Here is a 25035-nt window from a genome sequence, read left to right on the forward strand (position 1 = left end):
ACCGGCTTGCCGATGGAAAAAAGCCTGAAGGCGCGAGCCGTCGATCTCCTGTCCCGCCGGGAATACACCCGGCGGGAACTGGAGCGGCGGCTCGCGCCGTTTGCCGAAAGCCCGGAACAGCTGGCCACCCTGCTGGACGAACTGGCCGAGCGCAACTGGCAGTCCGATAGCCGCTTTGCCCAGCAGTTTGCCGACATCAAGGGCCAGAAATACGGCAGCCGCCGCCTGCAACAGGAAATGCGTCAGCGTGGCGTGGGCAAGGAAGACATCGCCCAGGTGCTGGAAGATCGCGACGACCTGAGCCTGGCCCGCAGCCAGTGGCAAAGAAAGTTTGGCAGCGTGGCCGACACGCCGCAGGAAAGAGCCCGCCAGATGCGCTTTCTGGCCGCGCGCGGCTTTGGCATGGACATCATCCGCCAGGTGATGGCCGGCAGCGCCATGGATGACGATTTCCCGCCGGACAGCGCAGACTGAGCGTGGCCGGAGCCGTAGCCCTTGCCAGCCCGGTTGCGGCTTGACACAATCCAGCATGCTCAGCATCAGCCCCCACGCCGATGCCAACGAATTCAATCTCGACGAAAACGACATGAAAACCTCCGAAATTCGCCAGAAATTCCTGGATTTCTTCGCCTCCAAAGGCCACCAGGTAGTAGCTTCCAGTTCGCTGGTACCGTGGGAAGACCCCACCCTGCTGTTCACCAATGCCGGCATGAACCAGTTCAAGGACGTGTTCCTCGGCTTTGACAAGCGCCCCTATACCCGCGCCACCACCAGCCAGAAATGCGTACGCGCCGGCGGCAAGCACAACGACCTGGAAAACGTCGGCTACACCGCGCGTCACCATACCTTCTTCGAAATGCTGGGCAACTTCAGCTTTGGCGACTACTTCAAGCGCGACGCCATCCACTTCGCCTGGGAATTCCTCACCGGCGAACAATGGCTGGCCCTGCCCAAGGACAAGCTGATGGTGACGGTATACGCCACCGACGACGAAGCCTTTGACATCTGGAACAAGGAAATCGGCGTTCCGGCAGACAAGATTGTCCGCATCGGCGACAACAAGGGCGCGCCCTACGCCTCGGACAACTTCTGGCAAATGGGCGACACCGGCCCCTGCGGCCCGTGTACCGAAATCTTCTACGATCACGGCGACCATATCTGGGGCGGCCCGCCGGGAAGCCCGGAAGAAGACGGCGACCGCTTCATCGAAATCTGGAACAACGTGTTCATGCAGTTCAACCGCGACGAGTCCGGCACCATGCATCCGCTGCCCAAGCCGTCGGTGGACACCGGCATGGGCCTGGAGCGCATCTCGGCCGTGCTGCAACACGTACACGCCAACTACGAGATCGACCTGTTCCAGAACCTGCTGAAAGCCGCTGCGCGTGAAACCGGCGTACCCTTCAGCATGGACGTGCCGTCGCTCAAGGTGATTGCCGACCATATCCGCGCCTGCTCCTTCCTGATTGCCGATGGCGTGATCCCGTCCAACGACGGCCGTGGCTATGTGCTGCGTCGCATCATCCGCCGCGCCATCCGCCACGGTTACAAGCTGGGCCAGAAGGGTCTGTTCTTCCACAAGCTGGTCGCCGACCTGGCCGAGGAAATGGGCCAGGCCTATCCGGAACTGCGTCAGAAGCAGGCCGAAATCGAAGACACCCTGCGTCAGGAAGAACTGCGCTTTGCCGAAACCCTGGACAAGGGCATGGCGCTGCTGGAAACCGCCCTGGCGGCCAACAGCAAGGTGCTGGATGGCGAAACCGCCTTCAAGCTGTACGACACCTTCGGCTTCCCGCTGGACCTGACTGCCGACATCTGCCGCGAACGCGAAGTGGAAGTGGATCAGGCCGGTTTTGACAAGGCGATGGAAGCCCAGCGCGAGCGCGCCCGTGCCGCCTCGTCCTTCAAGATGGCCGGCAATGTCGACTACAGCGGTGCCGACACCGTGTTCAACGGCTATGAATCCACCAGTGTGGAGGCCAAGGTGCTGGCACTGTACAAGGGCAATGAAGCCGTGCAGCAGCTGGACGCCGGCGACGAAGGCATCGTGGTGCTGGACAATACCGCCTTCTACGCCGAAGGCGGCGGTCAGGTGGGCGATGTGGGTGAAATCTCCGCCCAGGGCGGCGTGGCTGCACTGTTCGACGTGGCCGACACCCAGAAAGTACAAGCCGCCGTATTCGGTCACAAGGGCCGTCTGGCACGTGGCAGCCTGCAGGTGGGCGACAGCGTGACTGCCACCATCGACCTGCACCAGCGTGCCGCCACCGCGCGCAACCACTCCGCCACCCACCTGTTGCATGCCGCGCTGCGCCATGTACTGGGTGAACACGTGGCGCAGAAGGGTTCGCTGGTGAACCCGGAACGTGCCCGCTTCGACTTTGCCCACAACGAACCGGTTTCCGCCGAGCAACTGGCCGAGATCGAGCGCGTGGTCAACCGCGTGGTCATCCACAACGTGGAAGTCAGCGTGGGCCACATGTCCTACGACGACGCCATCAAGGCCGGCGCCATTGCGCTGTTTGGTGAAAAGTACGGCGACACCGTGCGCGTGCTGAAGATGGGCGACTTCTCCACCGAACTGTGCGGCGGTACCCACGTCAAGCGCACCGGTGACATCGGCCTGTTCAAGATCATCGCCGAAACCGGCGTGGCTGCTGGCGTGCGCCGTATCGAAGCCGTCACCGGCGAAGCTGCCGTGGCACTGGTACAGGCACAGGATGGCGAACTGAAAGCCGCCACCGCCATCGCCCAGGCCCAGCCGGGCGAACTGCTGTCCAAGCTGGAAAAGCTGCAGGCCGAACTGAAGGCCGCGCAGAAACAGGCACAGCAGCTGAAGGGCCAACTGGCGCTGGGTCAGCTCGACCAGCTGCTGGCCAGCCAGCAGCAAAGCATCAAGGGCGTGTCCTGCCTGATCAGCAAGATCGAGGATATCGATGCCGCCACCCTGCGCGACATGAGCGACAAGCTGATGGACAAGCTGGAAAGCGGCGTAGCCCTGCTGGCCTGCGTGGCCGATGGCAAGGTAAGCCTGATTGCCCGCGTCTCCAAGGACCTGACCGGCAAGGTCAAGGCCGGTGAGCTGGTGAATCAGGTGGCCCTGCAAGTAGGTGGCAAGGGTGGTGGCCGTCCGGACATGGCCCAGGCCGGCGGCACCCAGCCGGAAAACCTGGCCGCAGCACTGGCCAGCCTGCCGTCCTGGCTGGAAGGCAAGCTGTAAACCGCCGCAGCCCGCAAGGACAAAGCCGCAGGGGCCTACCCTGCGGCTTTTGTCATTTTCAGCGTTTATAATTTGTTACTGAATGAATAAGTGATCACCGGAGAGCCTGAACATGACAAGCTGCCGCTCTACCCTTGCCTGGCTCTGCCGCACCCTGCTGCTGGTGCTGTGTAACTGCCTGCCCGGAATAGCCTTGGCTGACGGCAAACTGCTGGTGGTCACTGAAAACTCGTCCTGGCTCAGCACCATCGACAGCCAGGGCAATGTGGCCGGGCGCAATACCCAGCTGGTCAAGGACATTCTGGCGCGCGCCGGGCTGAAGGCCGATATCCAGGTCCTGCCCTGGGCCAGGGCTTATCGCATTGCCGCCACCCGTCCCAACACCCTGATCTACTCCATCGCCCGCACCAGCACGCGCGAAAAGCAGTTTGTCTGGCTGGGGCCACTTGGGCACATGCAGCGGGTGTTCTACCGGCTGAGCAGCGAAACCACGGTGGCCCCGCAATCGCTGGAACAGGTGAAAAGCTGCTGCAAGGTCTGTGTCGGCAATCACGATGTGCAGGAAGAATTCCTGATCAAGGCCGGTTTCGTGCAAAACAGCCAGTTCCTCACCACCAACAGCCCGCAGGAATGCCCGCGACTGCTGCTGAGCGGTGCCGCGCAACTGCTGATTGCCGATCCCGAGCAGCTGCACAGCCAGCTGGCGCGCTTGAAGATACCGGACGAGCAGTTCCAGCCGGCGCTCAGCATGCCGCAAGGCGAAGAGCTCTACCTGGCAGCCAATCCGCAAACCGACCCGGCCGTCGTCCGGGCCATCACCGAGGCCATGCGCCAGCTGAAAGTCCGTTAGCGGGCTGCTGCTGCCCCTGTGGCCAGCTGGCTGCGCTCCTCATGCCAGCGGCAAAGCCACGCAACAGGCGCGGTGAGCCGCCTTGCCCGAAGCCTCTGATATTCAATGCAGATTTCTTCTTGCTCGCAAAACTAATATTCCATTCAAATATTCAGGCCGCATTTCTGCCATCCTTGACTCATATCAAAACGATTTATATCGAAACGAAAATAATAAACACCTTCTCACAAGTATTGATGACGGCTGACAACAGGCCCTGGCCGGGTCAGCCCGCGTCAGCAGAATTGCCCGACCGACTTGCGCTCTGACGGCAATTTTCACGCAAGGAACAGCCATGGCTCTGGTGCTTTACGATGATGGCAATCACAAATGCGTCGCCTTTACCGAACTGGTTCAGGGTGAAGGCATCCAGTCCAATCAGTTCGCCATCATCGACCAGGGTGACGGCATGTTGCTGGACCCCGGTGGCAACCTCACCTACAAGCACCTGATCGCCGAACTGGCCGATTACTTCCTGCCCTCGCACACCCGCTATATTTTCGCCTCGCATCAGGACCCGGACATCATCGCCTCGGCCAATGGCTGGCTGCTGATCACCGATGCCCAGATCATCATCGCCCAGGAATGGGTGCGCTTCCTGCCGCACTTCTGCATCCGCGGCGTGACCGAAGGCCGGCTGATTCCCATTCCGCCACGCGGCATGAATGTCACCCTGGGTGCATCCACCCTCAAGGTGGTACCGGCACACTATCTGCATACCGTGGGCTTTTTCCAGGTATACGACCCGATCAGCAAGATCCTGTTTTCCGGCGACATCGGCGCCTCGCTGATGGACGGCCATGAGGCCGGCAAGCCGGTCAGTGACTTCGATGCCCACCTGGTGGACAGCCACATGCTGGGCTTTCACAAGCGCTACATGACCAATAACAAGGCCTGCCGGCTGTGGGTGCAGATGGTGCGCCAGCTGGATGTGGAATGGATCGTGCCGCAGCATGGCGGCTCGTTCAAAGGCAAGGACATGGTCAAACGCTTCCTCGACTGGTTTGAAACCCTGGAGTGTGGCACGGACCTGATCACCGCCGCCGACTTCACCCTGGACTGAGCGGCGGCGCGCATGGACCGTTACGCCCCCCTGTTTGATCAGCTGAGCGCCTCGCCCGAGGCGCTGGCCGCCGTGGCCGTGTTGCTGCTGCTCATCGGCATGATGCTGCGCACCCTGCTGCGTCGCCAGCCCGGCAGCAGCATGCCGCGCCAGCCAGTGCTGCTGCCCGAAGCCGTCATCCGCCAGCCGCCACGCCCGGCCAGCCCGCCGCAGCCTGCTGCCACGGCCCCTGCCGAAGCGGAAGACAGCGAAGACCAGACACTGTCCTACGAGGTGGACGATCTGGATACGCTGGCAGAAATCGAGGTCTTTCTCGAGTTCGGCTATCTGGAACAGGCCGCCCTCGCCCTGCGCACCTATGTCGATGGCCCGTCCAGCAATGCACCGGCCCATATCCGCCGCCTGGCCGAACTCTATCTGCAACTGCACTGGATAGACGACTACAGCGACATGCTGGAGCGCCTGCACGAACGCAGCCTGCTGGATCGCCAGCAACTGAGCGAGGCGGTATTCGCCGGCCTGCAGCAAGACCCGCAAAACCTGGCACTGCGCGTACTGGCCGAAAGCCGGCTGGGGCTGGGCATCGAGGAGGTCAACCGGCAACTGGGTGATCCGCTGCCGGCCACCAGCAATGAAGCGCTGCTGCTGCGCACCGTGATGCAAGCCCCCGGCCAGCCGGCCATCAGCGCCGAGGAAGCCGTGCAGCAGGCCAGCCAGCTGCCACGGGTCCCGCTGCTGGAAGGCGAGGCCGAACTGGCCCCGCTAAGCCAGCGCGAAATCACGCTGCTGACCAGCTTGCTGCCGGCAGAACGCCAGGCACGCATCCTGCTGGCCTGCCACCAGCCAGCCGCTGCCCTGCCCGCCCTGCAGCAGCTGGCCAACGCACCGGACGCCGCCCTGGCGCGGCTGATCGACACCCTGCGCGCCTGCTATATGACACGCAATCTGCCACTGTACTGCCGCTACCTGTGGCAGTTTCATGTCAGCGTGGGCAATTTCGGCCATCAGCTGAAGCAGCAGCTGCTACAGCTGGGCTGCCAGCTGGGGCAGCACCCGCTGCTGCTGGCACTGGAAGCACAGCCCGACCGGCTGGCACTGGAAGAACTGGGCCGCCGCTTTGCCTACATCCCGCCGGCCAGCCCCCCGCCGCAGTGGCAAGCGCTGGTGACGGCGAATCACGCGCCATCCAGCAGCACCCCGCTGGACAATGCCCTGAGCGAAGCCGAGCAGTTCATCGAATTCGGCCAGATCGACATGGCCATCCAGACCCTGGAACTGGCCATTCTCGCCAGCCCGGCCGAGGCCCAGCTGTATCCGCCGCTATTGAAACTGTACGAACACCTGGGCGACCTGGCCCGCTTCACCTGGCTGGCCCGGCAGATACGCGACCGGCTGGCGACACCGCCGGAGGAAATCACCGGCATGCTCGGCCGCTTTGTCCAGACCATGCAACAACGCCTCAACCAGCACCGGCTTGCGGCCTGAGAAACCGGATCATGATGCTCAGCAACGCACCCCAACAACAGCTCATCACCGTCATGCCGGTGGGCATGGACCCGCGCAAGCTGTCGGTGTTCCGCATGGCCTTTCGCATGCACCACTCGCACCAGCTGTACCAGTTGCTGGACGAAGCCCCCGGCCATGTGCCGGACCTGGCCATTGTCGATGTCGACAGCGTGGACGGCTGGAATGCCTGGCATGACTTCCGTGCCAGCCACCCCGATCTGCCGGCCCTGATTGTCACCACCACCCCGCCGCAGGCCGGCGAAGCGCCGGCCGCGGTACTGCGCAAGCCGGTGCGCATCGAAACCCTGTTCCCGCAAATGCGCGAACTGCTGGCCCATGAGCGCGCCCCCGCCATCCGGCTCGGCACGACCATGCCGCAGCCGTCCGCCACCGTCACCGTGCCAGCCACCGTGACGCTGCCGGCCAGTGCGGCCAGTGCTGCCGGCGACCACAGCGCAGCTGCCGCCTATGTGGCCAGCGTGGCGCCAACGCTGGACCAGGTGATTACCCAGTCACAACAGGCGCACCGTGCCGCCACGGCCGCCCAGCAACACCAGCAAGACCCGGCCCCGTCCGATCTGCCACAGCTGATGGACCTGCCGGAACCCGTCGCGGAAGCCGTGCCTGGCGCCCCCGCCGCCGCGGCCACGGTGGTACGCAGCATGCTGCCCGCCGCACAGAGCGCAGCGGCCAGCGCCGGAGGCAGGATCAGCGTCGAACGCTTCGACCCCAGCGCCGGCCTGTTCGGCCTGGTGGCGCGCCTGCTGCGCCAGCGCACGGCCGCCGTGGTCCGGGTGCGCGAAGTGCCGGTACTGGTCTTGCTGCCGGCACAGGACAAGGCGCTGCTGCTGCAGCCACTGGAAACCCTGCAGCCGCTGTGCAGCGTCCCCAGCCACGAAGTGGACCAGCAGCCCTATGGCAATAGCCCGGTCAGCGCCGTGCAGCAGGAAATCCGGCCGCAAACCCTGGCCTGGCAGCTGGCCATCTGGACCTGCCGCGGCCGGCTGATGCGCGGCATCGCCGCCGACACTCCGCTGCGGCTGCGGTACTGGCCCAACCTGACCCGGCTGCCGCCCATTCCGGAGGCCATGCGCATCACCGCTTTTCTGACCCGTACCCCAGTCAACCTGAAGCTGATCACCCGCCTGCTCAAAGTGCCGCCGGCAGATCTGTTCAATTATCTGGCAGCAGCCTACGGCATCGGCATTCTCGACCTGCCCAGCCGCAGCCCGCAGCTGTCGGTCATCTCCTCCGAACCGGTACGTCCCGCCAGCAAAGCAGAAACCGTGGCAGCTCCCGGCCGGCCGCAAGACAGCAGCCCCGCCCCGGCCAGCAGCCCGGCCAAACCGGTGCAGGGCGGCGGCAGATTGCTGTCGCGCCTGCTGAAAAAGGTCATTGGCCTGTAACCAGGAATACGGAACCCCATGCGCGCTTACGATAACAAGATCATCTTCGCCGGCCCGGTTGGCGCCGGCAAAACCACGGCCATCGGCGCCATCAGCGATATCGCGCCGGTGACCACCGATGCCCGCGCCTCCGACATGACGCTGAACCGCAAGGACACCACCACGGTGGCACTGGACTACGGCGTGCTGATGCTGGACGAGGCCACCAAGGTGCATTTGTACGGCACGCCGGGACAGGAACGCTTCGACTTCATGTGGGACATCCTCAGCCAGGGCGGCATCGGCCTGATCCTGCTGCTGGACAATACCCGCAGCAATCCGGTAAAGGATTTGCAGTTTTTCCTCAATGCCTTTCGCGACATGCTCAAGGCGGCACCACTGGTGATCGGCGTCACCAAGACCGATCTGCGCGCCACCCCCAGCATTGAAACCTATGCCGCGCTGCTGGAAAAATTCGACATGCGCCCACCCATTTTCGAAATCGATGCCCGCTCGCGCGAGGACGTGAAAAAGCTGGTACTGGCCTTGCTGTTCTCCATCGACCCCGGGCTGGAAAGCTGATCATGTCCGACCACCTTTCGCTCAAGGACACGCTCTACCCCATCGCCAGCCCCGCCGGTGCCTACTATGCCGTATCCAGCCCGGAGCAGGACGCCGCGCGGGTACTGCTGACCCAGATCCTGCGGCTGGGCCACTCCGTACCGCTGACCGAGGCCCTGCTGGAAGAATGGAGCGGCAACGACCTGGGCAAGGGACTGGAAACACTGTACCGCTTGCAGCGGCTGGAGTTCGTGCACGGCACCGAACAGCCGCGCCCGCCACTGGCCATCAATCTGGAAAGCCAGCTGCCCACGCTGCTGGCGGCGCTGTCCGGCAACGGCCGCGCCCTGCTGGCCGACGACAACGGCCTGTATTACGCCACTGCCGGCTTTCACCACGAATCGGCCGAGGAAATCGCCGCGCTGGCCGGCGACATCATTTCGCTGAGCCGCCGCCACGCCCTGCTGCTGAAAAACAATCTCAATATCAGCAACCTGGCCTGGGCCATCAGCAATCCGGCCGGCCACAGCGAGCTGGCGTTTTACCCGCTGCATGTCGGGCAGCAATCCTTCGTGCTGGTGATCGGTGGCACCCCTCGCCTGCAAGACGAACATTTCGTGACGCTGATCGAGCTCCTCAGTCGTCGTTACGCTTGAACAAGAAGCAGCCCGCCGCGCGGGCCAAGAATACCCACTGGAGAAAACCATGCGTGAACAGATGCTCAAGTCCATCCTGAGTGACCTCAACGGCGCATCAGCCGATATCGAAGCGTCGGCCATCATTTCATCCGACGGCCTGACCATGGCCGCCCTGCTGCCGCAGGATGTGGACGAAGACCGGGTGGGCGCCATGGCTGCCGCCATGCTGTCACTGGGTGAACGCACCGCCAAGGAACTGGCCCGCGGCGAACTGGAACAGGTGATGGTAAAGGGTGACAACGGCTACATCCTGATGAGCTATGCCGGCCGCGATGCCGTGCTCACGGTGATTGCCCGCCGCGAAGCCAAGCTGGGGCTGATTTTCCTCGATGCCAAGCGCGCCGCGCGCAATATTGCCGAAATCCTCTAGCCCCCGGCCGCCAAGCCAGCCGGACAGTGACGTGCATGGGCGCCACTGTCCGGATCTGCACCATTCTCACTCCTGTACACGCACCACGCCGGCCCCCTGGCGTCAAAACGGTGCAGCCTGCCATACCCAGGCTTTCAATTACGCCTGCCGTAAGCAATAACTAATCAATCACACCATGCGCAGGCGCCACGGCACCCCCTGATTTCAACCATCTGGCGCAACAGTGGCAGGCCACGCTGACAGGCACGCTTATTGCCTAGTGTTCAGTACAAGCCACCAAGGGGGAATGCGCGATGCACCAGATCACACCGCTGGACCACACCCACTACGACGAGATGCTGGCTGCCGGACAGCAAGTCCGACCGTCCTACCAGCATTTTGCCAGCTGGCTGAACCAGGCAACGCCAGACTGGCTGCGCAACAAGCAGGCCGAGGCCGACACCCTGTTCCGCCGCGTCGGCATCACCTTTGCCGTGTACGGCGACGAAAGCGGGGCCGAACGGCTGATTCCTTTCGATACCATTCCCCGCATCATTTCCGCGGCCGAATGGAAAACCCTGGAAGCCGGCTGCATCCAGCGTGTCACCGCGCTCAACCGCTTCCTGCACGACATCTACCACGAGCAGGACATCCTCAAGGCCGGCATCATTCCGGCAGAGCAGATCCTCACCAATGCCGGCTACCAGCTGGCCATGCAGGGCATAGACCTGCCACGCCAGGTGTACGCCCATATCGCCGGGGTGGACATCATCCGTCACAGCGATGGCGGCTTTTACGTGCTGGAAGACAATCTGCGCACCCCTTCCGGCGTCAGCTACATGCTGGAAAACCGCAAGATGATGATGCGGCTGTTCCCCGAGCTGTTTGCCAGCCACGACATCACCCCGGTCGAGCATTACCCCAATATGTTGCTGGACACCCTGCGCGCCGTGGCGCCGGCCGAGGTGGACAACCCCACCGTGGTGGTGCTCACCCCCGGCCAGTACAACAGCGCCTATTTCGAGCACGCCTTCCTCGCCAGCCAGATGGGAGTGGAACTGGTGGAGGGGCAGGACCTGTTCGTGAAAAACGGCCATGTCTACATGCGCACCACCTCCGGCCCGCAGCGGGTGGATGTGATCTACCGCCGGCTGGACGATGCCTATCTCGACCCGCTGGCCTTCAATGCCGGCTCCATGCTGGGCGTGCCGGGGCTGATGTCGGTATACCGCGAAGGCCGCGTCACGGTATGCAATGCCGTGGGCACCGGCGTGGCGGACGACAAGTCCATCTACCCCTACGTGCCGGACATGATCCGCTTTTATCTGGGCGAGGAACCCATCCTGCACAATGTGCCCACCTGGCAGCTGCGCAAGCCGGAGGATCTGGCCTATGTGCTGGAACATCTGCCCGAACTGGTGGTGAAGGAAGTGCACGGTGCCGGCGGCTACGGCATGCTGGTCGGCCCGGCCGCCACCCAGGCCGAAATCGACGCCTATCGCCTGCGCATTCTGGAAGACCCGGCCAATTTCATCGCCCAGCCCACCTTGTCCTTGTCCACCTGCCCCACTTTTGTCGAGGCCGGCATTGCACCGCGCCATATCGACCTGCGTCCCTTCGTGCTGTCCGGCAAGAAAGTGCAGCTGGTGGCCGGCGGCCTCACCCGCGTGGCCCTGCGCGAAGGTTCGCTGGTGGTCAATTCGTCGCAGGGCGGCGGCACCAAGGACACCTGGATTCTCAAGGAGGACATCACATGCTGAGCCGAATGGCAGGGTGCCTGTACTGGATGGCACGCAATATGGAACGCGCCGAAAACACCGCGCGCTTGCTGGATGTCAGCCTGCAGATGTCTTTGCTGCATGCTTCGTCGCAGGACGACCTGCTGGTGCCGCTGGATGTCACCGGCAGCACCGCCGACTTTCTGCAGCGCCACCACACTCCCACGCCGCAAGCCGTGCTGCACTATCTGGCACTGGACAGCGAGAACCCCGGCAGCATTTACAACTGCATGCGTAATGCGCGGGAAAACGCCCATGTGGTGCGGGTGAAAATCACCACCGAGATGTGGGAGCAGGTGAACGGCACCTGGCTGGAAATGCGTGAATGGCATGCCCGCGGTCTGGATACCCGCAGCGCCTCCACCTTTCTTGAATGGGTGCGCGAACGCTCGCACCTGTTCCGTGGCGCGGGTTACGGCACCATGTTGCGCAACGACACCTTCCACTTCTCCCGCCTGGGCACCTTCATCGAACGCGCCGACAACACCGCGCGCATCCTCAATGTGAAAACCAAGCAGATCAGCGACAACGAGCCGGAAGCGGAAAACATCCTCGACTACTACCAGTGGGCGGCACTGCTGCGCTCGGTGTCCGGCTTTGAAGCCTACCGCGACATCTACCGCGACAGCGTCACGCCAGAGCGGGTAGCCGAGCTGCTGATCCTGCGCCATGACATGCCGCGCAGCCTGCGCGCCTGCTTTGCCGAAATCAACAAGGTGCTGGCGCGCATCGAAGGCCAGGCCGGCCGTGCCGCCCGGCGCCGCGCCAGCGAAATCCAGGCGCGGCTCACCTACAGCAGCATCGAGGACATCTTTGCCGATGGGCTGGAGCAAACCCTGGACAGCCTGATCGACGACATCAATCTGCTGGGCAAACTGATTCACCACAGCTATCTGGAAACCGCCTGATCGCAGGCACTGCCAAAGGATATGGTCATGAGACTCGCCATCAGTCATGAAACGCTGTACCGCTACGACAGCCCGGTGCGTCACAGCACCCAGTATCTGCGCCTGACCCCGCAGGGCGGCAATGGCCTGCGCATTCTGGACTGGCAGCTGGAATTGCCGGAATCGGCCCATCGCAGTACCGACAGCTACGGCAACATCCTGCATGTCCTCACCCTGGACTACCCGCACCAGGAAATCCGCATCAAGGTCAGCGGCACGGTGGAAACCGAAGATACCGCACCGGTGTGCGACACCCTGCCGCCGCTGTTTTTCCTGCGTCAGACCGAGCTGACCACCCCGGACGCAGCACTGCGCCAGTTTGCTGCCGGCTATCGCCAGCCCACCCCCAGCCTGAGCCAGCTGCAAAGCCTGGTCGAGGGCATACGCGAACGCATGCCCTTCCTGCCCGGCGAAACCCAGAGCCATACCCCGGCGGCCGATGCCTTTGCCAAAGGTGCCGGCGTGTGCCAGGACCATACCCACGTCTTTCTCAGCTGCGCCCGCCAGCTGGGCATTCCGGCACGCTATGTCAGTGGCTATGTCTATTCGCCGGCCCATGCGGCCGACCATGTTTCCAGCCATGCCTGGGCCGAAGCCTGGGTCGACGGCGCCTGGCACAGTTTCGACGTGGCCAATGCGGTGGCCGCCAACGAGCATCACCTCAAGCTGGCCATCGGCATGGACTATCTGGATGCCTGCCCGGTGCGCGGCGTCCGCTTTGGCGGCGGCACCGAAAGCATGACGGCGCAGGCGCGCGTCTGGCTGGACGGACAGTAACAAGCCGGCTAGATTGCTGTTAACTCCACCACACAAGTAGCTGCATCATGACTTACTGCGTCGCCATGAATCTGGCATCCGGCATGCTGTTCGCCTCGGACTCCCGCACCAACGCCGGGGTGGACCATGTCTCCACCTTTCGTAAAATGCAGTTCTTCCAGCAGCCGGACGAGCGGCTGCTGGTGCTGCTGTCTGCCGGCAACCTGGCCACCACCCAGAGCGTGGTCAGCCTGCTGCGCCAGCGCGCCAGCGCCGGGCGGGACGAGCGCAACATCCTCAATGTCCCCTCCATGTACGACGCCGCCTGCCTGGTGGGCGACACCCTGCGCGAAATCGCCGAACGCGACGGCCCGGCGCTGAGCCAGTCCAAGATCGAAGTCGGCTGTTCCTTCCTGCTGGGCGGGCAGATCCGCGGCGAAGCGCCACGGTTGTTCAATATCTACCCGCAGGGCAACTTCATCGAAGCCACCCAGGACACGCCCTACTTCCAGATCGGCGAAGCCAAATACGGCAAGCCCATCATCGACCGCGTGGTCAACTACCACACCCCGGTGGAGGACGCTGCCAAATGTGCCTTGATCAGCTTTGACTCCACCATGAAGAGCAATCTGTCGGTCGGCCTGCCCATCGACATGCTGGTGTATGACAAGGACGACTTCGGCCCCGGCATCCACCAGCGCATCACCGAGCACGACCCCTACTTCCAGCAATTGCACACCGGCTGGGGCCAGGCCTTGCGCGAAGCCTTCGCCGCCCTGCCGCCCATGCGCTGGAAGGAATGAGCTGGTGCAGGAATGAGCTGGCGCAGGAATGAGATTGGTCAGCCGCATGGCCGATCGGCGATAATGCGCCATTGCCACTGAAAGATGCCCGCAGAATGAAACACGCACCGCTGACCGATAACGATTACCAGCGCCTGTCCGCTACCCTGCAACGCTTCCAGCGCCTGCAGTGCATGAATCTGGAAAAACTGGATGGCTTCTTCACCGCCCTGCTGTGCGGGCCGGAAGCCATCAAGCCCACCGAATGCCTGCCGCTGATTCTGGGCGAGGCCTTCGATGACGAACAAGCCTTCCGCAGCGAAAAGGATCTGGAAAAATTTGTCGGCCTGCTGATGGGCCACTGGCTGGACATCGCCCACACCCTGCAACAGGGGGCAGACTTCCAACCCTGGCTGGATGCCGATGAACAAGGCGTGGTACACGGCAATGACTGGGCCGAAGGCTTTGTCGAAGGCATGCAGTTGCAGCAGGATGACTGGAACCTGCTGTTTGACGATGCCGAGCATGCCGGCGCGCTGGAAGCCATCATGGCACTGGCTTTCGAACGCCACCCCGATCCGGAAATGCGCCCCTACATCGACAACAGCGACAGTAGCCAGCGCGAACAATGGCTGGCCGCCATTTCGCCGGCCGTGCAGGAAATCTACCAGTTCTTTGCCACCATCCGTGCCCAGATGGAAGCCGAGCTGGAGCAGGACGAGGCAGACGAGCAACGCTAGGCGCAGCCCGCTGCAGCATTGTCAACTGTACGGCCAGACAGCAAACGGCTTTGATTTGCAGTAGACTCAACAGATCAACTGCTTCACTTCCCTTACCCCACCGCGCTGACCAGCCTGCTCTTGTTGGCGTGCCGGACCTCTGCGCCATGTTGACCACGCTGCCGCACCTGCCAGCCAGGTGGCTGTTGATGCTTTTGCTGGGCCTGGGCTGGAGCCCCGCCTCCCCGGCCCGCGACATGGGCAACTGGTGCTCACCCCAGCCCGGACTAGCCGCTGCCATTTCTCTGCAACAGCGCGCCATCCGCCAGCTGGACATCCCGCCGTCACCACTGGCCCACATCCACACCGAAGGCAGCCTGCCGCATCAGGGCATCTTCGACCAGAGCGTCAAGGCCAAGCGGGACTGGGTGCACATGCGTGACTTTGCCCTTGCCTGGCAGGCCAGCGCCGACCCACGCCTGCTGGCCGCCCTGGCCCGCTCCCTGGATGCCTGGACGGCCAGCTACCAGATCTCCTTCAACCCCATCGACGAAACCGACCTCGACGCGCTGATCGACAGCTACGCCATCACGGCTGGCAGCCTGCCGGCCAGCACCCGGCAGCAAACCGCCGCCTTCCTGCGCACCATGGCCAGCGGCTACATCCAGCGTATCCGCCAGGCCAAAACACCGCTCAGTGGCACTTTCATCAATAACTGGAACAGCCATCGCCTCAAGCTGATCACCCTCAGTGCCGTGGCCCTGCAGGATGAGGCCATGCTGAAAACCGCCGGCGAGCTGTATCTGCAGCATATCGCCAACAATATCAGCGCCCAGGGCGAAACCTGGGACTTCCAGGAAAGAGACGCCCTGCACTACGTCACCTACGACCTGGAACCGCTGGTACGCGCTGCCATTGCCGCCCGCCAGGCCGGCGAACAGTGGCTGGAACGCAAAGGCCGCCAGGGTGGCAGCCTGCAGCAGGCGCTGGACTGGCTGCGCCCCTATGCCGAGGGCACACTGCAGCACCAGGAGTTCGTCAACTCGCGCGTGCGCTTCGACTATGTACGGCGCGAAGCCGGCCTGCCCGGCTTTTCCGGTAGCTGGCAGCCGGCCACCAGCCACTATCTGTATGCCCTGGCAGCCCGCCTGTCACCCGCCTACCGTACGCCGACGCTGACCGGCGCGGCCATCCCGGACTGGATTGCACAATGCTGGCCATAGGCAGAAAACGATGACATGTCATCAAATTGCCATCATATCGTGCTAAAACGCTGCTTTTCTTACTTATCCGTCACCGGTCCACACCATGAATCCGATTGAAGCCCTACTGTTTGCCGTCATCCAAGGCATCAGCGAACTGTTCCCCATCAGCAGCCTGGGACATGGCATCCTGATTCCGGACTGGCTGCACTGGTCGCTCAACCGCAGCCATCCGGATTTTCTGCCCTTCATGGTGATGCTGCATCTGGGGACGGCCATTGCCCTGCTGCTGTACTTCCACCGTGACTGGCAGCAACTGATCGGCGGCTTTCTGCGTGCGCGCGGCCGGGCGGACAATGCCGAGGCCAGGCTGATGTGGCGGCTGATTGCCGGTACCATCCCGGCCGGCCTGATCGGCCTGCTGCTGGAAAAGCAGTTGCGCGTACTGTTCAGCAGCGCCACCGCCGTGCTGGTTTTCCTGGCATTGAACGGTCTGTTACTGCTGTGGGGCGAGCGACTGGGCAAACGCCAGCCGCACAAGGACCTGGACCAGCTGACGATACTGGGGGCCATCAAGATCGGCAGCGGCCAGGCGCTGGCGCTGCTGCCCGGCATTTCCCGCTCGGGGGTCACCCTGCTCAGCGGTCTGGCCCATGGGCTGGATCATGCCTCGGCGGCGCGCTTTTCCTTTTTGCTGGCAACCCCCATCATCGCGGCGGCCGGCGTGCTGGAGATTCCCAAGCTGGCCCATGCCGGCCATGCCCAGCCCTGGGGACTGCTGCTGGCCTGCGGCGCGCTCGCCGGTTTGTGCGCCTATGCCAGCACCTGGTTTCTGATGCGCTATTTCAAGAAAACCGAAATCGAATCACTGCGTCCATTCGGCCTGTACTGCCTGGCGCTGGGCATTGGCGGCCTGCTGATGAAATTTATTTAATTTAAACTGTTGAAAGTTTAAATTAAAAAAATAAAGCGACTTTGGTATGATTGACGTTTATTTAACTGCCATCTGACATAAAGAAGCATTGACTGTTTGTTCCTGCCAGTTCCTTCAATTAGAATAGATTGCAGAAAAGGGCCGCCATTTTGCGGCCCGTATCTGTTAATAGAGACGAATGAGAACTTTGGACGACAAAAAACCGGATCAACGGCTGCCGGCTGATCTGGCAAGACGCGCTACCGCCATCATCGAGCTGCCGGATGGCGTGCTGGTCACGGCAGCACGCGGCGGTCGCTACAATCTGCCGGGCGGCAAGGCCAGCCGGGGCGAGCTGCGCTCCCAGGCCCTGATTCGCGAAATCCGCGAAGAAACCGGCCTGCGCATCAATTCCATGCTCTACCTGTTTGACCACATCACCCCGCATAACGCCCACAAGGTTTACCTGTGCATTGCCCAGGGCCAACCCAAGCCGCAAGGGGAAATCGAACGCATTGCCCTGGTCTCCTCTCCGGATACCGATGTCGACCTGTTTGTCGAGGGCCGAGCCATCCTGCGGCGCTATGCACGGCTGCGCGGCGAGGAAACCGCCAAGGGTCAGGCGCTGCGTGCCATCCTGGGGCTGGCGCGTTACATCGCCAAGGTAGACTGAACCGGACCATGCCAGCCAGCGCCCCCGTCTGGCTGACGCTGGACGAATTCGACTTCCATCACCGCCTGCCGGCACTGCCCGGCAACACACTGGTGCTGTTCGGCCAGCCGGGCTGTTCCGCCTGTCGCAGCTGGCGGCAAGCCTTGAGCCAGTGGCAGCCGCCTGCGCTGCAACAACTGGCCTATGTCGATGTGCAGCAATCCATGGCACTGGCACACCAGTTCGACATCTTCCACCTGCCCACCTTGCTGCTGTTTGTCGATGGCCAGTATCACGGCCAGCTGCACAGCCCCTTGCAGGCCCAGGCCCTCAAGCAGGCACTGGACGCCCTGCTGGCCACTGCGGCAGAAGAAGAGCCCTGACACCCCACCGCACCACGCGCTCCAGAGCACTTCAGCCCCTGCCCATCTAGCCTTGCCACGCAACAAGGGCAGCCCGCGGGCTGCCCTTGTTGTTACTGCCCACCGGCCAGGCCGGGGTTTACAGATCGCTCTTGCCGCCGTCGACCGGGGCATCGGCAGCCGGCGCGGTCGCCTCGCTCACCGAGCTGAGCATGTCCTGCGGAATGGTGACCCAGCCCAGCGATGCAGACAGCTGCAAACACATGGCCAGGGTCAGCATGGCCACCGGGGCAAACAGCATCACCCCCAACAGCACACGCACCCGGCCCACCCCGGACACCACCGCCAGGCCATTCACCAGCAGGGCGATGGTCAGCAGCGACAGTGCCAGGTCAGCCCCCAGCGCAGCATCGTCCGGCAGCCAGCTGGTCAGCGGCTCGAAAAACTGCAGGCTGTTGCACAGTACGATCAGCCCGAACAGCGAAGCCGTGGGCTGCCATTTGGCCAGCCGCAGCCAGATGGTCATGAACTGGGTGAACAGCAGCGTTTCCAGCCAGGTGAACAGCAGCATGAAACCCATGCGCCCGGCAATATCATTGCCCAGCTCCGCGGTGCCACCGCTGGCCACCAGCCCCAGCACGGTCAGCAGCAGGGCTGCCAACCAGCGTGGATACTGGTATTGCTCCAGCGGGCCGACCCGGAAGCGCAGCAGGCCGATGAAATCATCAATCAGACGATGCATGGTGCCGGCTCAGTCGAAAACGACGGTTTTGTTGGAGTAGGACAGGATGCGGTCGTCCACATGCCAGCGCACGGCGCGCGACAACACCACTTTTTCCAGGTCGCGGCCTTTCTGGATCAGGTCTTCCACATCGTCACGGTGCGAAATGCGCGTCACTTCCTGCTCGATGATCGGACCTTCGTCCAGATCCTCTGTCACATAGTGACTGGTGGCCCCAATCAGCTTCACGCCACGGGCAAAGGCACGGTGGTAAGGCTTGGCACCATCAAATGCCGGCAGGAAGCTGTGGTGGATATTGATGACACGGTCCGGGTAGCGCTTGACGAACTCGCCGGACAGCACCTGCATGTAACGCGCCAGCACGATGAAATCGACACCGGCCTCTTCCAGCAGGCGGAACTGCTCGGCCTCGGCCTCGGCCTTGTTGTCACGCGTCACCGGCACCACATGGAAGGGGATGCCATTGAATTCCACCAGACGGCGGCAATCCTCGTGATTGGAGATCACCAGCGGAATATCGCAGTTCAGCTCACCAATACGCCAGCGGTGCAAGAGATCCACCAGGCAGTGCTCGTACTTGGACACGAAAATGGCCATGCGCGGCTTGCGGCTGGACAGCGACACCTTCCAGGTCATGTTGTGCTCGGCGGCAATCGGCTGGAAAGCCGCGGCAAATGCATCCATCGGCAGGGTAAAGCCATCCAGCTCCCACTGGATGCGCATCAGGAACAGGTTTTCGCTGGTGTCCTGATGCTGGTCGGCATGCATGATGTTGGCGTTATAGGTCATCAGGAAATTGGCCAGGGCCGCTACCAGGCCCTTCTTGTCCGGAGCGCTGATCAGCAGCGTGGCCGATTGTCGGGTATTGCTCATTATCCAGTCTCTTTTCTTTACATAATCAACGGCGGCCAACTGGCCACCACTTGCAAATACGGTTGGTCCGCGCTGCCCGCAAAATGACAAACGCCACATGCCGCAGGGAAACTGCCCCTGCCGCCTGTGGCGCTGCTTGCCGGTAAACGGGATCAGGCGTTCAGATTGGCCGAATCCAGCGTATTCTGCAACAGCGTTGCCACGGTCATCGGACCCACACCACCCGGCACCGGGGTGATGAAGCTGGCGCGTTCGGCGGCTGCGGCGAATTCCACATCCCCCACCAGCTTGCCGGTGTCCAGGCGATTGATGCCCACATCGATCACCACCGCGCCCGGCTTGATCCATTCGCCCTTGATAAAGCCGGGCATGCCCACGGCAGCCACCACGATGTCCGCCTCGCCCACTTCACGCGCCAGGTCCTGCGTGGCACTGTGGCAAACCGTCACCGTGGCGCGGGCCAGCAGCATTTCCAGCGCCTGCGGGCGACCGACGATATTGGATGCACCCACGATCACCGCCTTCTTGCCCTTGGGATCGATGCCATATTCTTCCAGCAGCGTCATCACGCCACGCGGCGTGCAGGGACGCAGCAGCGGCATCTTGATGGCCAGACGGCCCATATTATAGGGATGGAAGCCGTCGACATCCTTTTTCGGATCGATGCGCTCGATCACCGCTTGCGGGTCGATCTGCTTGGGCAGCGGCAACTGCACCAGGATACCGTCTACCGTGGCGTCGGCATTCAGGGTATCGATAATGTCCAGCAGCTGCTGCTGGCTGGTTTCCGCCGGCAGATCATAAGCCACCGAGCGGATGCCGGCCTTTTCGCAGGAGCGCTTCTTGCTGCCTACATAAACGCTGGAAGCAGGATCGTTGCCCACCAGGATCACCGCCAGGGCCGGTGCCCGCTTGCCTGCCGCCACCCGGGCCTGCACGCCCTCGCCAACCTTGGCGATGAGTTGTTCTGCTACTGCCTTACCATCAATGAGTTGCGCTGCCATGCCTGATTCCGTATGGAACTTGAAAAGAGGCGGCAATTTTCTCATTTTTTGGATTTTTACGAAACCACAAAAATACATTAGGAATAATTTCACGTAAAGCAAAATTCACAAAATAAGCATCTATATATCATGTAGTTACTTGCCGGCCCGTGACAGCCGGCTGGCGCACCCGGCCAAGGACCGCCCGCAGCACGGCAAAAAAAATTGCAACACAGTGTTGACAGCTTCAAGCCCAATCCGTATATTTGCGTTCTCTGTCGTCGGGGCGTAGCGCAGCCTGGTAGCGCACCTGATTTGGGATCAGGGGGTCGCGAGTTCGAATCCCGCCGCCCCGACCAGACAAAGCCCGATATGTGAGTGCCCGTAGCTCAACCGGATAGAGCACCGGCCTTCTAAGCCGGGGGTTACAGGTTCGATTCCTGTCGGGCGCACCAGTAACCGAAGTTGTTGTAGAATGCAGTACCCTGTGGTGGATGTAGCTCAGTTGGTAGAGTCCAGGATTGTGATTCCTGTTGTCGTGGGTTCGAGCCCCATCATCCACCCCACCCTATTCAGACAGTCAGCCCCGCGCTGATGTGTCGCACCGCTTCAGCGGTGGATGTAGCTCAGTTGGTAGAGTCCAGGATTGTGATTCCTGTTGTCGTGGGTTCGAGCCCCATCATCCACCCCAGTCTGATAAGAAAAACCCGGCTTCGGCCGGGTTTTTCTTTTGTTTTCAGCAAAATCTTTCACATTTGCGACAAAAACCTACGCAATGTCCTCTTGTCTGACAGTACAAGCCCCGTATAATCGAATACATTTGCATTTATCCGATTGACTGACAGACACTAAAAACCATGACTACCCTGCAGCCGATCAAGCGCCAGACGCTGACCAGTGCCGTGACCGAATCGCTTCGCCAGCGCCTTCTCTCGGGAGAATTCGTCGACGGCCAGCAATTGCGCCAGGAAGCGCTATCCAATGAATACGGCGTCAGCCGGGTGCCGGTGCGCGAAGCACTGCGCCAGCTGGAGGCCGAAGGGCTGATCCAGATCATCGACCACAAGGGCGCCATCGTCTCCAAGCTATCGCTGGATGATGTGCTGGAACTGCTGGAAATCCGTGCCATGCTGGAAAGCTCGGTGCTCAAGGCGTCCATTCCCTGTCAGACCCCGGCCGACATCACGCTGGCCGAGCAGACCCTGCACGAATTCGAAGTGGCCCTGCAAAAAAACGATGTCCGCCACTGGGGCGAACTCAACTCGCGCTTTCACCTGGCGCTGTATCGTGCCGCCAAGCGGCCCAATACCCTGGCGCTGATCGAGCAGCTGCACAACAAGACCGACCGCTACACCCGCATGCAGATCCTGTTTACCCGCACCATGGAGCGCGCCCACGAGGAGCACACCCGGCTGCTGGAACTGTGCAAGCAGGGAGCTGCCGAAGAAGCGGCCGAATTCATCCGCTTCCACATCCTGTCCGCCGGACATGCGCTGGAACATTATCTGCAAGGCCAGCAAGGCCACTGAGCCGGCTGCGCACTCCCCGCCATGACGACCAGCAATGCTGGTCGTTTTATTTGGCGCCCTGTGTAGCGGGATAAGCCTGGTACTGCGCGCGCCAGCGTGCAGCCTCTGCCCGCAGACAGTCCGCCAGCTGCAGGGTGGCCGGTCCGGCCGCCGGCGGATCGGCCAGTACCAGGTAAAGACCGGCCTTGCGCAAGGCCCCATGCGCCAGCGGCAAGGGCTTGAGCCGGCCCGCCGCCACACTATCGGCAATGCGGTGCCAGGCCAGCCAGCCAAAGGCAAAGCCCTGCTCCACTGCGGCAATGGCCGTTTCCGGCTGTGATACCGTCCAGCGCTGCCAGGCGCCCAGCCAGCCCTCATCGCGCGGCTGGCGCTGACCGGAATCGCGCAACACCACTTGCACCTGCTGTTGCAGGTCATCCATGCCCAATGGCCGGCCAAGTGCATGCAGGGGATGCTGTGGCGCGGCGCAGGCGACAAACTCGGCATCCAGCAGCCAGTCGCCCAGAAAACCCTGCGGCACCCGGCCCGCCACCGCCAGCTCCACCTGCCCACCATGCAGGGCATCATCGGCGCCGGACATCACCACCTCATGCATTTGCAAGCGGGTACTCGGGCAATGACTGGCAAACTGCCCCAGCGCAGGCAACAACGCCGGCGTGGGAAACAGGCTGTCCACCGCCAGGCGTACTTCGGCTTCCCAGCCTTGCAGCAAGGAGCGCGCCTTCTCTTCCAGTCGCAATGATGCCGCCAGCACGTTTTGAGCGTCGCGCAACAGCACCTCGCCCGCCGCGGTCAGCACCATGCGTCGCCCCTGCGCCTGCAATAGCGCCACTCCCAGCTGCTCCTGTAATTGCGCCACCATATAACTGACCGATGACTGGCTGCGGTGCATGGCCTTGGCCGCCTGGGCAAAACCGCCCTCACTGACAATGCATTGCAAGACCTGCCATTGCTCCCAGGTGGTTCTGGCCTGTTTCATATATTTGATTTTCAGATTGATTACTACTGATTTTTGCGCTTTTTTATCCAAATATCCACTGCAATAATGCAGTCCATGATCAACGGCCAGGCCCAGCAACGCCGGCCCCGACAAGGAGATGCAAGATGAGCATGCACACCATCAGCCGCGAAGTAGAACGCCTGGTCAATGGCATGGAGGTTTCAGACGGTGCCGGTGTCCGCCTGCTGCGGGTACTGACCCACGACCTGCAACGCCGGCTCGACCCCTTCCTGATGCTGGATGAATTCCGTTCGGACAATCCGGATGACTATATCGCCGGCTTCCCCGACCACCCGCACCGTGGCTTTGAAACCGTCACCTATATGCTGGATGGCCGCATGCGCCACCGCGACAGCACCGGCCAAGAGGGGCTGCTGGGACCGGGCGGCGTGCAGTGGATGACTGCCGGTCGCGGCCTGGTGCACTCAGAAATCCCCGAGCAGCAAGACGGCCTGATGCACGGCTTTCAATTGTGGGTGAACCTGCCGGCCAAGAACAAGATGATTGCGCCGTGGTATCGCGACATCCCCAGTGCCGAGATTCCGGAACAGCAAACCGGGCATGGCAGCCACTTGCGCTTGATTGCCGGACAGGTAGGCGAGCAGCTTGCAGCCATCCAGCGCCCGGATAGCGAGCCGCTGTATCTGGACGTGCATCTGGCCGGTGGGCAAAGTGAATTTCTCGCCATTCCGGCAGAACACAATGCCTTCATCTATGTTTATCAGGGTGAGCTGCAGGCTGGCAGCCATGAGCAAGTGGTGCGCCAGCGTCAAATGGCGATTCTGGCCAATGACCGCGCTGCCAGTGGCATCCGCGTCAGCAGTAGCGAAGCTGCCCGCTTCCTGCTGGTGGCCGGCAAGCCCTTGAACGAGCCGATTGCCCAGTGGGGACCGTTCGTGATGAATACCCGTGCCGAACTGGAAGCCGCCGCCGACGACTTCCGCAACGGGCGCTTTTAAAGCGGCCAGCAAAATAGCCTGGCGTCGCCGGGGCAAACCGCGTCGACGCAGGCAACAGCCGTTTTTGTTGCCGGCACTTCACCACGCACCCGCAACGGGCCAGCCAGCAGGCTGGCCCGTTTCCGGTGAATGACAAAGGGTAGACAGATGAATACATGGAGCGCGCGTATCAGCGCCAAAACCAGCGATATCGGCTTTCCGGTGCGCCGCCTGCTGCCTGGCAGGCAGGCCCGCCACATCGGCCCCTTCATTTTTCTCGACCACATGGGTCCCGCCCACTTCAACCTGAACGAGCGCAGCAATGATGTACGGCCACACCCGCATATCGGGCTGGCCACCCTCACCTATCTGTTCAGCGGCGCCATGCTGCACCGCGACAGCCTGGGCAGCGTGCAGCGCATCGAGCCGGGTGCCGCCAACCTGATGGTGGCCGGCCGCGGCATCGTGCATTCGGAAAGGATTCCGGACGACATCCGCAGCACGGGCCAGGCGGTGGAAGGCCTGCAACTGTGGCTGGCACTGCCGCTGGCCCTGGAAGAGTGCGAGCCCGCCTTCATGCACTATGCCAGCACGGCACTGCCGGCATGGCAGCAGGATGGCAGCCATGTGCAACTGGTATTGGGCAAGGCCTGGGGACGCAGCTCGCCGGTAGCCTTTCCCGGCGAGGCCCTGTACGCCGTCATCGAGATGGCCGCCGGCGCCGAGCTGGTGATACCCGCCGGCTTTGCCGAACGCGGCATATATCTGGCCAGCGGCAGCATCAGCCTGGGCGGCGAGTCGCTGCAAGCCGGCGAACTGGGACTACTGGCGGCGGAGATGCCGGAAGCGCGCATTCATGCCGGGCAAGCCAGTCGGCTAGCCTTGCTGGCAGGTCCCACGCCGGATGCCCACCGCATCCTGGACTGGAACTTCGTTTCCAGCCGCATGGAGCGCATCCGCCAGGCGCGCGATGACTGGCAGCAGGGCCGCTTTGCCGCCGTACCGGGAGAAAGCGAATTCATCCCCCTGCCCAGCCGCAGCTGACCGGCACTGGCCGGCAGCCGGGCAGGCTGGATTTTTTGTCAAGAACACGGCGAACCGCCCTGGCTTTATTACCAGTACAAACACGGGCTAACATCACTATCAAGTCTATACATCAGCACAACAACAGATTTTCCGATGCCGGCA

Annotated in this window: 25 protein-coding genes and 4 tRNA genes; 25 read left to right on the forward strand and 4 right to left on the reverse strand. The window is 62.4% G+C overall.

Annotation, left to right across the window (positions count from 1 at the left end):
* The first annotated feature begins 12 nt into the window (after positions 1 to 12).
* The 18 genes from recX (at position 13) to DFR38_RS08130 (ending at position 17803) form a co-directional block, all read left to right on the forward strand.
* Entirely contained in the window at positions 13 to 474 is a 462-nt protein-coding gene (gene recX / locus DFR38_RS08045) for a recombination regulator RecX (RefSeq protein WP_059286999.1), read from the forward strand.
* Positions 475 to 586: 112 nt separating this feature from the next.
* On the forward strand, positions 587 to 3220 hold the full coding sequence (alaS, locus tag DFR38_RS08050; protein WP_059286998.1) for an alanine--tRNA ligase: 2634 nt from the start codon (positions 587 to 589) through the stop codon (positions 3218 to 3220).
* Between the two features lie 112 nt (positions 3221 to 3332).
* Positions 3333 to 4070 carry a substrate-binding periplasmic protein gene (locus tag DFR38_RS08055; protein WP_059286994.1) on the forward strand — a complete coding sequence of 246 codons (738 nt, stop codon included), beginning with the start codon at positions 3333 to 3335 and terminating at the stop codon, positions 4068 to 4070.
* A gap of 334 nt (positions 4071 to 4404) precedes the next feature.
* Entirely contained in the window at positions 4405 to 5172 is a 768-nt protein-coding gene (locus DFR38_RS08060; RefSeq protein WP_110313250.1) for an oxygen-binding di-iron domain-containing protein, read from the forward strand.
* A gap of 12 nt (positions 5173 to 5184) precedes the next feature.
* Complete coding sequence (locus DFR38_RS08065) at positions 5185 to 6657, forward strand: hypothetical protein (RefSeq protein ID WP_110313251.1); 1473 nt, start codon at positions 5185 to 5187, stop codon at positions 6655 to 6657.
* Positions 6658 to 6668: 11 nt separating this feature from the next.
* Positions 6669 to 8084, forward strand: coding sequence for a hypothetical protein (locus DFR38_RS08070; RefSeq protein ID WP_110313252.1), 1416 nt, complete (start codon positions 6669 to 6671; stop codon positions 8082 to 8084).
* Positions 8085 to 8102: 18 nt separating this feature from the next.
* A complete protein-coding gene (locus DFR38_RS08075; protein ID WP_059284500.1) occupies positions 8103 to 8645 on the forward strand; it encodes a GTP-binding protein in 543 nt (180 codons plus the stop codon).
* Positions 8646 to 8647: 2 nt separating this feature from the next.
* Positions 8648 to 9280, forward strand: coding sequence for a hypothetical protein (locus DFR38_RS08080; protein ID WP_059284501.1), 633 nt, complete (start codon positions 8648 to 8650; stop codon positions 9278 to 9280).
* A 49-nt stretch (positions 9281 to 9329) separates the two neighbouring features.
* Positions 9330 to 9692 (forward strand): roadblock/LC7 domain-containing protein, encoded by a 363-nt coding sequence (locus tag DFR38_RS08085; RefSeq protein ID WP_059284502.1) that lies wholly within the window; start codon positions 9330 to 9332, stop codon positions 9690 to 9692.
* 293 nt (positions 9693 to 9985) lie between these two features.
* On the forward strand, positions 9986 to 11431 hold the full coding sequence (locus DFR38_RS08090) for a circularly permuted type 2 ATP-grasp protein (protein ID WP_059284503.1): 1446 nt from the start codon (positions 9986 to 9988) through the stop codon (positions 11429 to 11431).
* A complete protein-coding gene (locus tag DFR38_RS08095) occupies positions 11425 to 12357 on the forward strand; it encodes an alpha-E domain-containing protein (protein ID WP_059284504.1) in 933 nt (310 codons plus the stop codon). Before DFR38_RS08090 ends, DFR38_RS08095 begins: the two co-directional genes overlap by 7 nt.
* 27 nt (positions 12358 to 12384) lie before the next feature.
* The gene (locus tag DFR38_RS08100) at positions 12385 to 13173 is read left to right on the forward strand and encodes a transglutaminase family protein (RefSeq protein ID WP_059284560.1); all 789 of its coding nucleotides are present in this window, start codon (positions 12385 to 12387) and stop codon (positions 13171 to 13173) included.
* Positions 13174 to 13220: 47 nt separating this feature from the next.
* Positions 13221 to 13955 carry a proteasome-type protease gene (locus DFR38_RS08105; RefSeq protein WP_059284505.1) on the forward strand — a complete coding sequence of 245 codons (735 nt, stop codon included), beginning with the start codon at positions 13221 to 13223 and terminating at the stop codon, positions 13953 to 13955.
* Between the two features lie 95 nt (positions 13956 to 14050).
* Positions 14051 to 14674 (forward strand): YecA/YgfB family protein, encoded by a 624-nt coding sequence (locus DFR38_RS08110; RefSeq protein ID WP_059284506.1) that lies wholly within the window; start codon positions 14051 to 14053, stop codon positions 14672 to 14674.
* Positions 14675 to 14820: 146 nt separating this feature from the next.
* Positions 14821 to 15876 carry an alginate lyase family protein gene (locus tag DFR38_RS08115; protein ID WP_059284507.1) on the forward strand — a complete coding sequence of 352 codons (1056 nt, stop codon included), beginning with the start codon at positions 14821 to 14823 and terminating at the stop codon, positions 15874 to 15876.
* Positions 15877 to 15961: 85 nt separating this feature from the next.
* The gene (locus DFR38_RS08120; RefSeq protein ID WP_059284508.1) at positions 15962 to 16789 is read left to right on the forward strand and encodes an undecaprenyl-diphosphate phosphatase; all 828 of its coding nucleotides are present in this window, start codon (positions 15962 to 15964) and stop codon (positions 16787 to 16789) included.
* 178 nt (positions 16790 to 16967) lie between these two features.
* Positions 16968 to 17441, forward strand: a complete 474-nt coding sequence (locus DFR38_RS08125; RefSeq protein ID WP_059284509.1) for an NUDIX hydrolase — start codon at positions 16968 to 16970, stop codon at positions 17439 to 17441.
* Between the two features lie 8 nt (positions 17442 to 17449).
* Positions 17450 to 17803, forward strand: a complete 354-nt coding sequence (locus DFR38_RS08130; protein ID WP_059284510.1) for a thioredoxin family protein — start codon at positions 17450 to 17452, stop codon at positions 17801 to 17803.
* A gap of 118 nt (positions 17804 to 17921) precedes the next feature.
* Here DFR38_RS08130 and DFR38_RS08135 read toward each other — a convergent pair whose 3' ends face one another.
* The 3 genes from DFR38_RS08135 to folD all read right to left on the reverse strand — a co-directional run bounded on the left by DFR38_RS08135 (position 17922) and on the right by folD (position 20401).
* Positions 17922 to 18524: a hypothetical protein gene (locus DFR38_RS08135; RefSeq protein ID WP_059284511.1), complete on the reverse strand. Its 603-nt coding sequence runs from the start codon at positions 18522 to 18524 to the stop codon at positions 17922 to 17924.
* A 9-nt stretch (positions 18525 to 18533) separates the two neighbouring features.
* Complete coding sequence (gene purU / locus DFR38_RS08140; protein ID WP_059284512.1) at positions 18534 to 19397, reverse strand: formyltetrahydrofolate deformylase; 864 nt, start codon at positions 19395 to 19397, stop codon at positions 18534 to 18536.
* A 152-nt stretch (positions 19398 to 19549) separates the two neighbouring features.
* Entirely contained in the window at positions 19550 to 20401 is an 852-nt protein-coding gene (gene folD, locus DFR38_RS08145) for a bifunctional methylenetetrahydrofolate dehydrogenase/methenyltetrahydrofolate cyclohydrolase FolD (RefSeq protein WP_059284513.1), read from the reverse strand.
* A 261-nt stretch (positions 20402 to 20662) separates the two neighbouring features.
* Here folD and DFR38_RS08150 point away from each other — a divergent pair.
* The 5 genes from DFR38_RS08150 to DFR38_RS08170 all read left to right on the forward strand — a co-directional run bounded on the left by DFR38_RS08150 (position 20663) and on the right by DFR38_RS08170 (position 21909).
* Positions 20663 to 20739: transfer RNA gene (locus DFR38_RS08150), tRNA-Pro, on the forward strand.
* 19 nt (positions 20740 to 20758) lie between these two features.
* Positions 20759 to 20835, forward strand: a tRNA-Arg gene (locus DFR38_RS08155).
* 35 nt (positions 20836 to 20870) lie between these two features.
* Positions 20871 to 20946, forward strand: a tRNA-His gene (locus tag DFR38_RS08160).
* Positions 20947 to 20995: 49 nt separating this feature from the next.
* Positions 20996 to 21071 (forward strand) — tRNA-His (locus tag DFR38_RS08165).
* Positions 21072 to 21237: 166 nt separating this feature from the next.
* A complete protein-coding gene (locus tag DFR38_RS08170; protein ID WP_059284514.1) occupies positions 21238 to 21909 on the forward strand; it encodes a GntR family transcriptional regulator in 672 nt (223 codons plus the stop codon).
* Between the two features lie 46 nt (positions 21910 to 21955).
* Here DFR38_RS08170 and DFR38_RS08175 read toward each other — a convergent pair whose 3' ends face one another.
* Positions 21956 to 22888, reverse strand: a complete 933-nt coding sequence (locus DFR38_RS08175) for a LysR family transcriptional regulator (RefSeq protein ID WP_059284561.1) — start codon at positions 22886 to 22888, stop codon at positions 21956 to 21958.
* 125 nt (positions 22889 to 23013) lie between these two features.
* Here DFR38_RS08175 and DFR38_RS08180 point away from each other — a divergent pair, with 125 nt between their 5' ends.
* The gene (locus DFR38_RS08180) at positions 23014 to 23868 is read left to right on the forward strand and encodes a pirin family protein (RefSeq protein WP_059284515.1); all 855 of its coding nucleotides are present in this window, start codon (positions 23014 to 23016) and stop codon (positions 23866 to 23868) included.
* Positions 23869 to 24015: 147 nt separating this feature from the next.
* A complete protein-coding gene (locus DFR38_RS08185) occupies positions 24016 to 24891 on the forward strand; it encodes a pirin family protein (protein ID WP_059284516.1) in 876 nt (291 codons plus the stop codon).
* Positions 24892 to 25035 lie beyond the last annotated feature (144 nt).

Origin of the sequence: Aquitalea magnusonii (assembly GCF_003202035.1) — a bacterium.
Taxonomy (GTDB): Bacteria; Pseudomonadota; Gammaproteobacteria; order Burkholderiales; family Chromobacteriaceae; genus Aquitalea; species Aquitalea magnusonii.

Bases quoted from the DNA above. Each gene is read 5' to 3' on its own strand.
- recX (WP_059286999.1), top strand. From the start codon at position 13: ATGGAAAAAAGCCTGAAGGCGCGAGCCGTCGATCTCCTGTCCCGCCGG.
- alaS (WP_059286998.1), top strand. From the start codon at position 587: ATGAAAACCTCCGAAATTCGCCAGAAATTCCTGGATTTCTTCGCCTCC.
- DFR38_RS08055 (WP_059286994.1), top strand. From the start codon at position 3,333: ATGACAAGCTGCCGCTCTACCCTTGCCTGGCTCTGCCGCACCCTGCTG.
- DFR38_RS08060 (WP_110313250.1), top strand. From the start codon at position 4,405: ATGGCTCTGGTGCTTTACGATGATGGCAATCACAAATGCGTCGCCTTT.
- DFR38_RS08065 (WP_110313251.1), top strand. From the start codon at position 5,185: ATGGACCGTTACGCCCCCCTGTTTGATCAGCTGAGCGCCTCGCCCGAG.
- DFR38_RS08070 (WP_110313252.1), top strand. From the start codon at position 6,669: ATGATGCTCAGCAACGCACCCCAACAACAGCTCATCACCGTCATGCCG.
- DFR38_RS08075 (WP_059284500.1), top strand. From the start codon at position 8,103: ATGCGCGCTTACGATAACAAGATCATCTTCGCCGGCCCGGTTGGCGCC.
- DFR38_RS08080 (WP_059284501.1), top strand. From the start codon at position 8,648: ATGTCCGACCACCTTTCGCTCAAGGACACGCTCTACCCCATCGCCAGC.
- DFR38_RS08085 (WP_059284502.1), top strand. From the start codon at position 9,330: ATGCGTGAACAGATGCTCAAGTCCATCCTGAGTGACCTCAACGGCGCA.
- DFR38_RS08090 (WP_059284503.1), top strand. From the start codon at position 9,986: ATGCACCAGATCACACCGCTGGACCACACCCACTACGACGAGATGCTG.
- DFR38_RS08095 (WP_059284504.1), top strand. From the start codon at position 11,425: ATGCTGAGCCGAATGGCAGGGTGCCTGTACTGGATGGCACGCAATATG.
- DFR38_RS08100 (WP_059284560.1), top strand. From the start codon at position 12,385: ATGAGACTCGCCATCAGTCATGAAACGCTGTACCGCTACGACAGCCCG.
- DFR38_RS08105 (WP_059284505.1), top strand. From the start codon at position 13,221: ATGACTTACTGCGTCGCCATGAATCTGGCATCCGGCATGCTGTTCGCC.
- DFR38_RS08110 (WP_059284506.1), top strand. From the start codon at position 14,051: ATGAAACACGCACCGCTGACCGATAACGATTACCAGCGCCTGTCCGCT.
- DFR38_RS08115 (WP_059284507.1), top strand. From the start codon at position 14,821: ATGTTGACCACGCTGCCGCACCTGCCAGCCAGGTGGCTGTTGATGCTT.
- DFR38_RS08120 (WP_059284508.1), top strand. From the start codon at position 15,962: ATGAATCCGATTGAAGCCCTACTGTTTGCCGTCATCCAAGGCATCAGC.
- DFR38_RS08125 (WP_059284509.1), top strand. From the start codon at position 16,968: ATGAGAACTTTGGACGACAAAAAACCGGATCAACGGCTGCCGGCTGAT.
- DFR38_RS08130 (WP_059284510.1), top strand. From the start codon at position 17,450: ATGCCAGCCAGCGCCCCCGTCTGGCTGACGCTGGACGAATTCGACTTC.
- DFR38_RS08135 (WP_059284511.1), bottom strand. From the start codon at position 18,524: ATGCATCGTCTGATTGATGATTTCATCGGCCTGCTGCGCTTCCGGGTC.
- purU (WP_059284512.1), bottom strand. From the start codon at position 19,397: ATGAGCAATACCCGACAATCGGCCACGCTGCTGATCAGCGCTCCGGAC.
- folD (WP_059284513.1), bottom strand. From the start codon at position 20,401: ATGGCAGCGCAACTCATTGATGGTAAGGCAGTAGCAGAACAACTCATC.
- DFR38_RS08170 (WP_059284514.1), top strand. From the start codon at position 21,238: ATGACTACCCTGCAGCCGATCAAGCGCCAGACGCTGACCAGTGCCGTG.
- DFR38_RS08175 (WP_059284561.1), bottom strand. From the start codon at position 22,888: ATGAAACAGGCCAGAACCACCTGGGAGCAATGGCAGGTCTTGCAATGC.
- DFR38_RS08180 (WP_059284515.1), top strand. From the start codon at position 23,014: ATGAGCATGCACACCATCAGCCGCGAAGTAGAACGCCTGGTCAATGGC.
- DFR38_RS08185 (WP_059284516.1), top strand. From the start codon at position 24,016: ATGAATACATGGAGCGCGCGTATCAGCGCCAAAACCAGCGATATCGGC.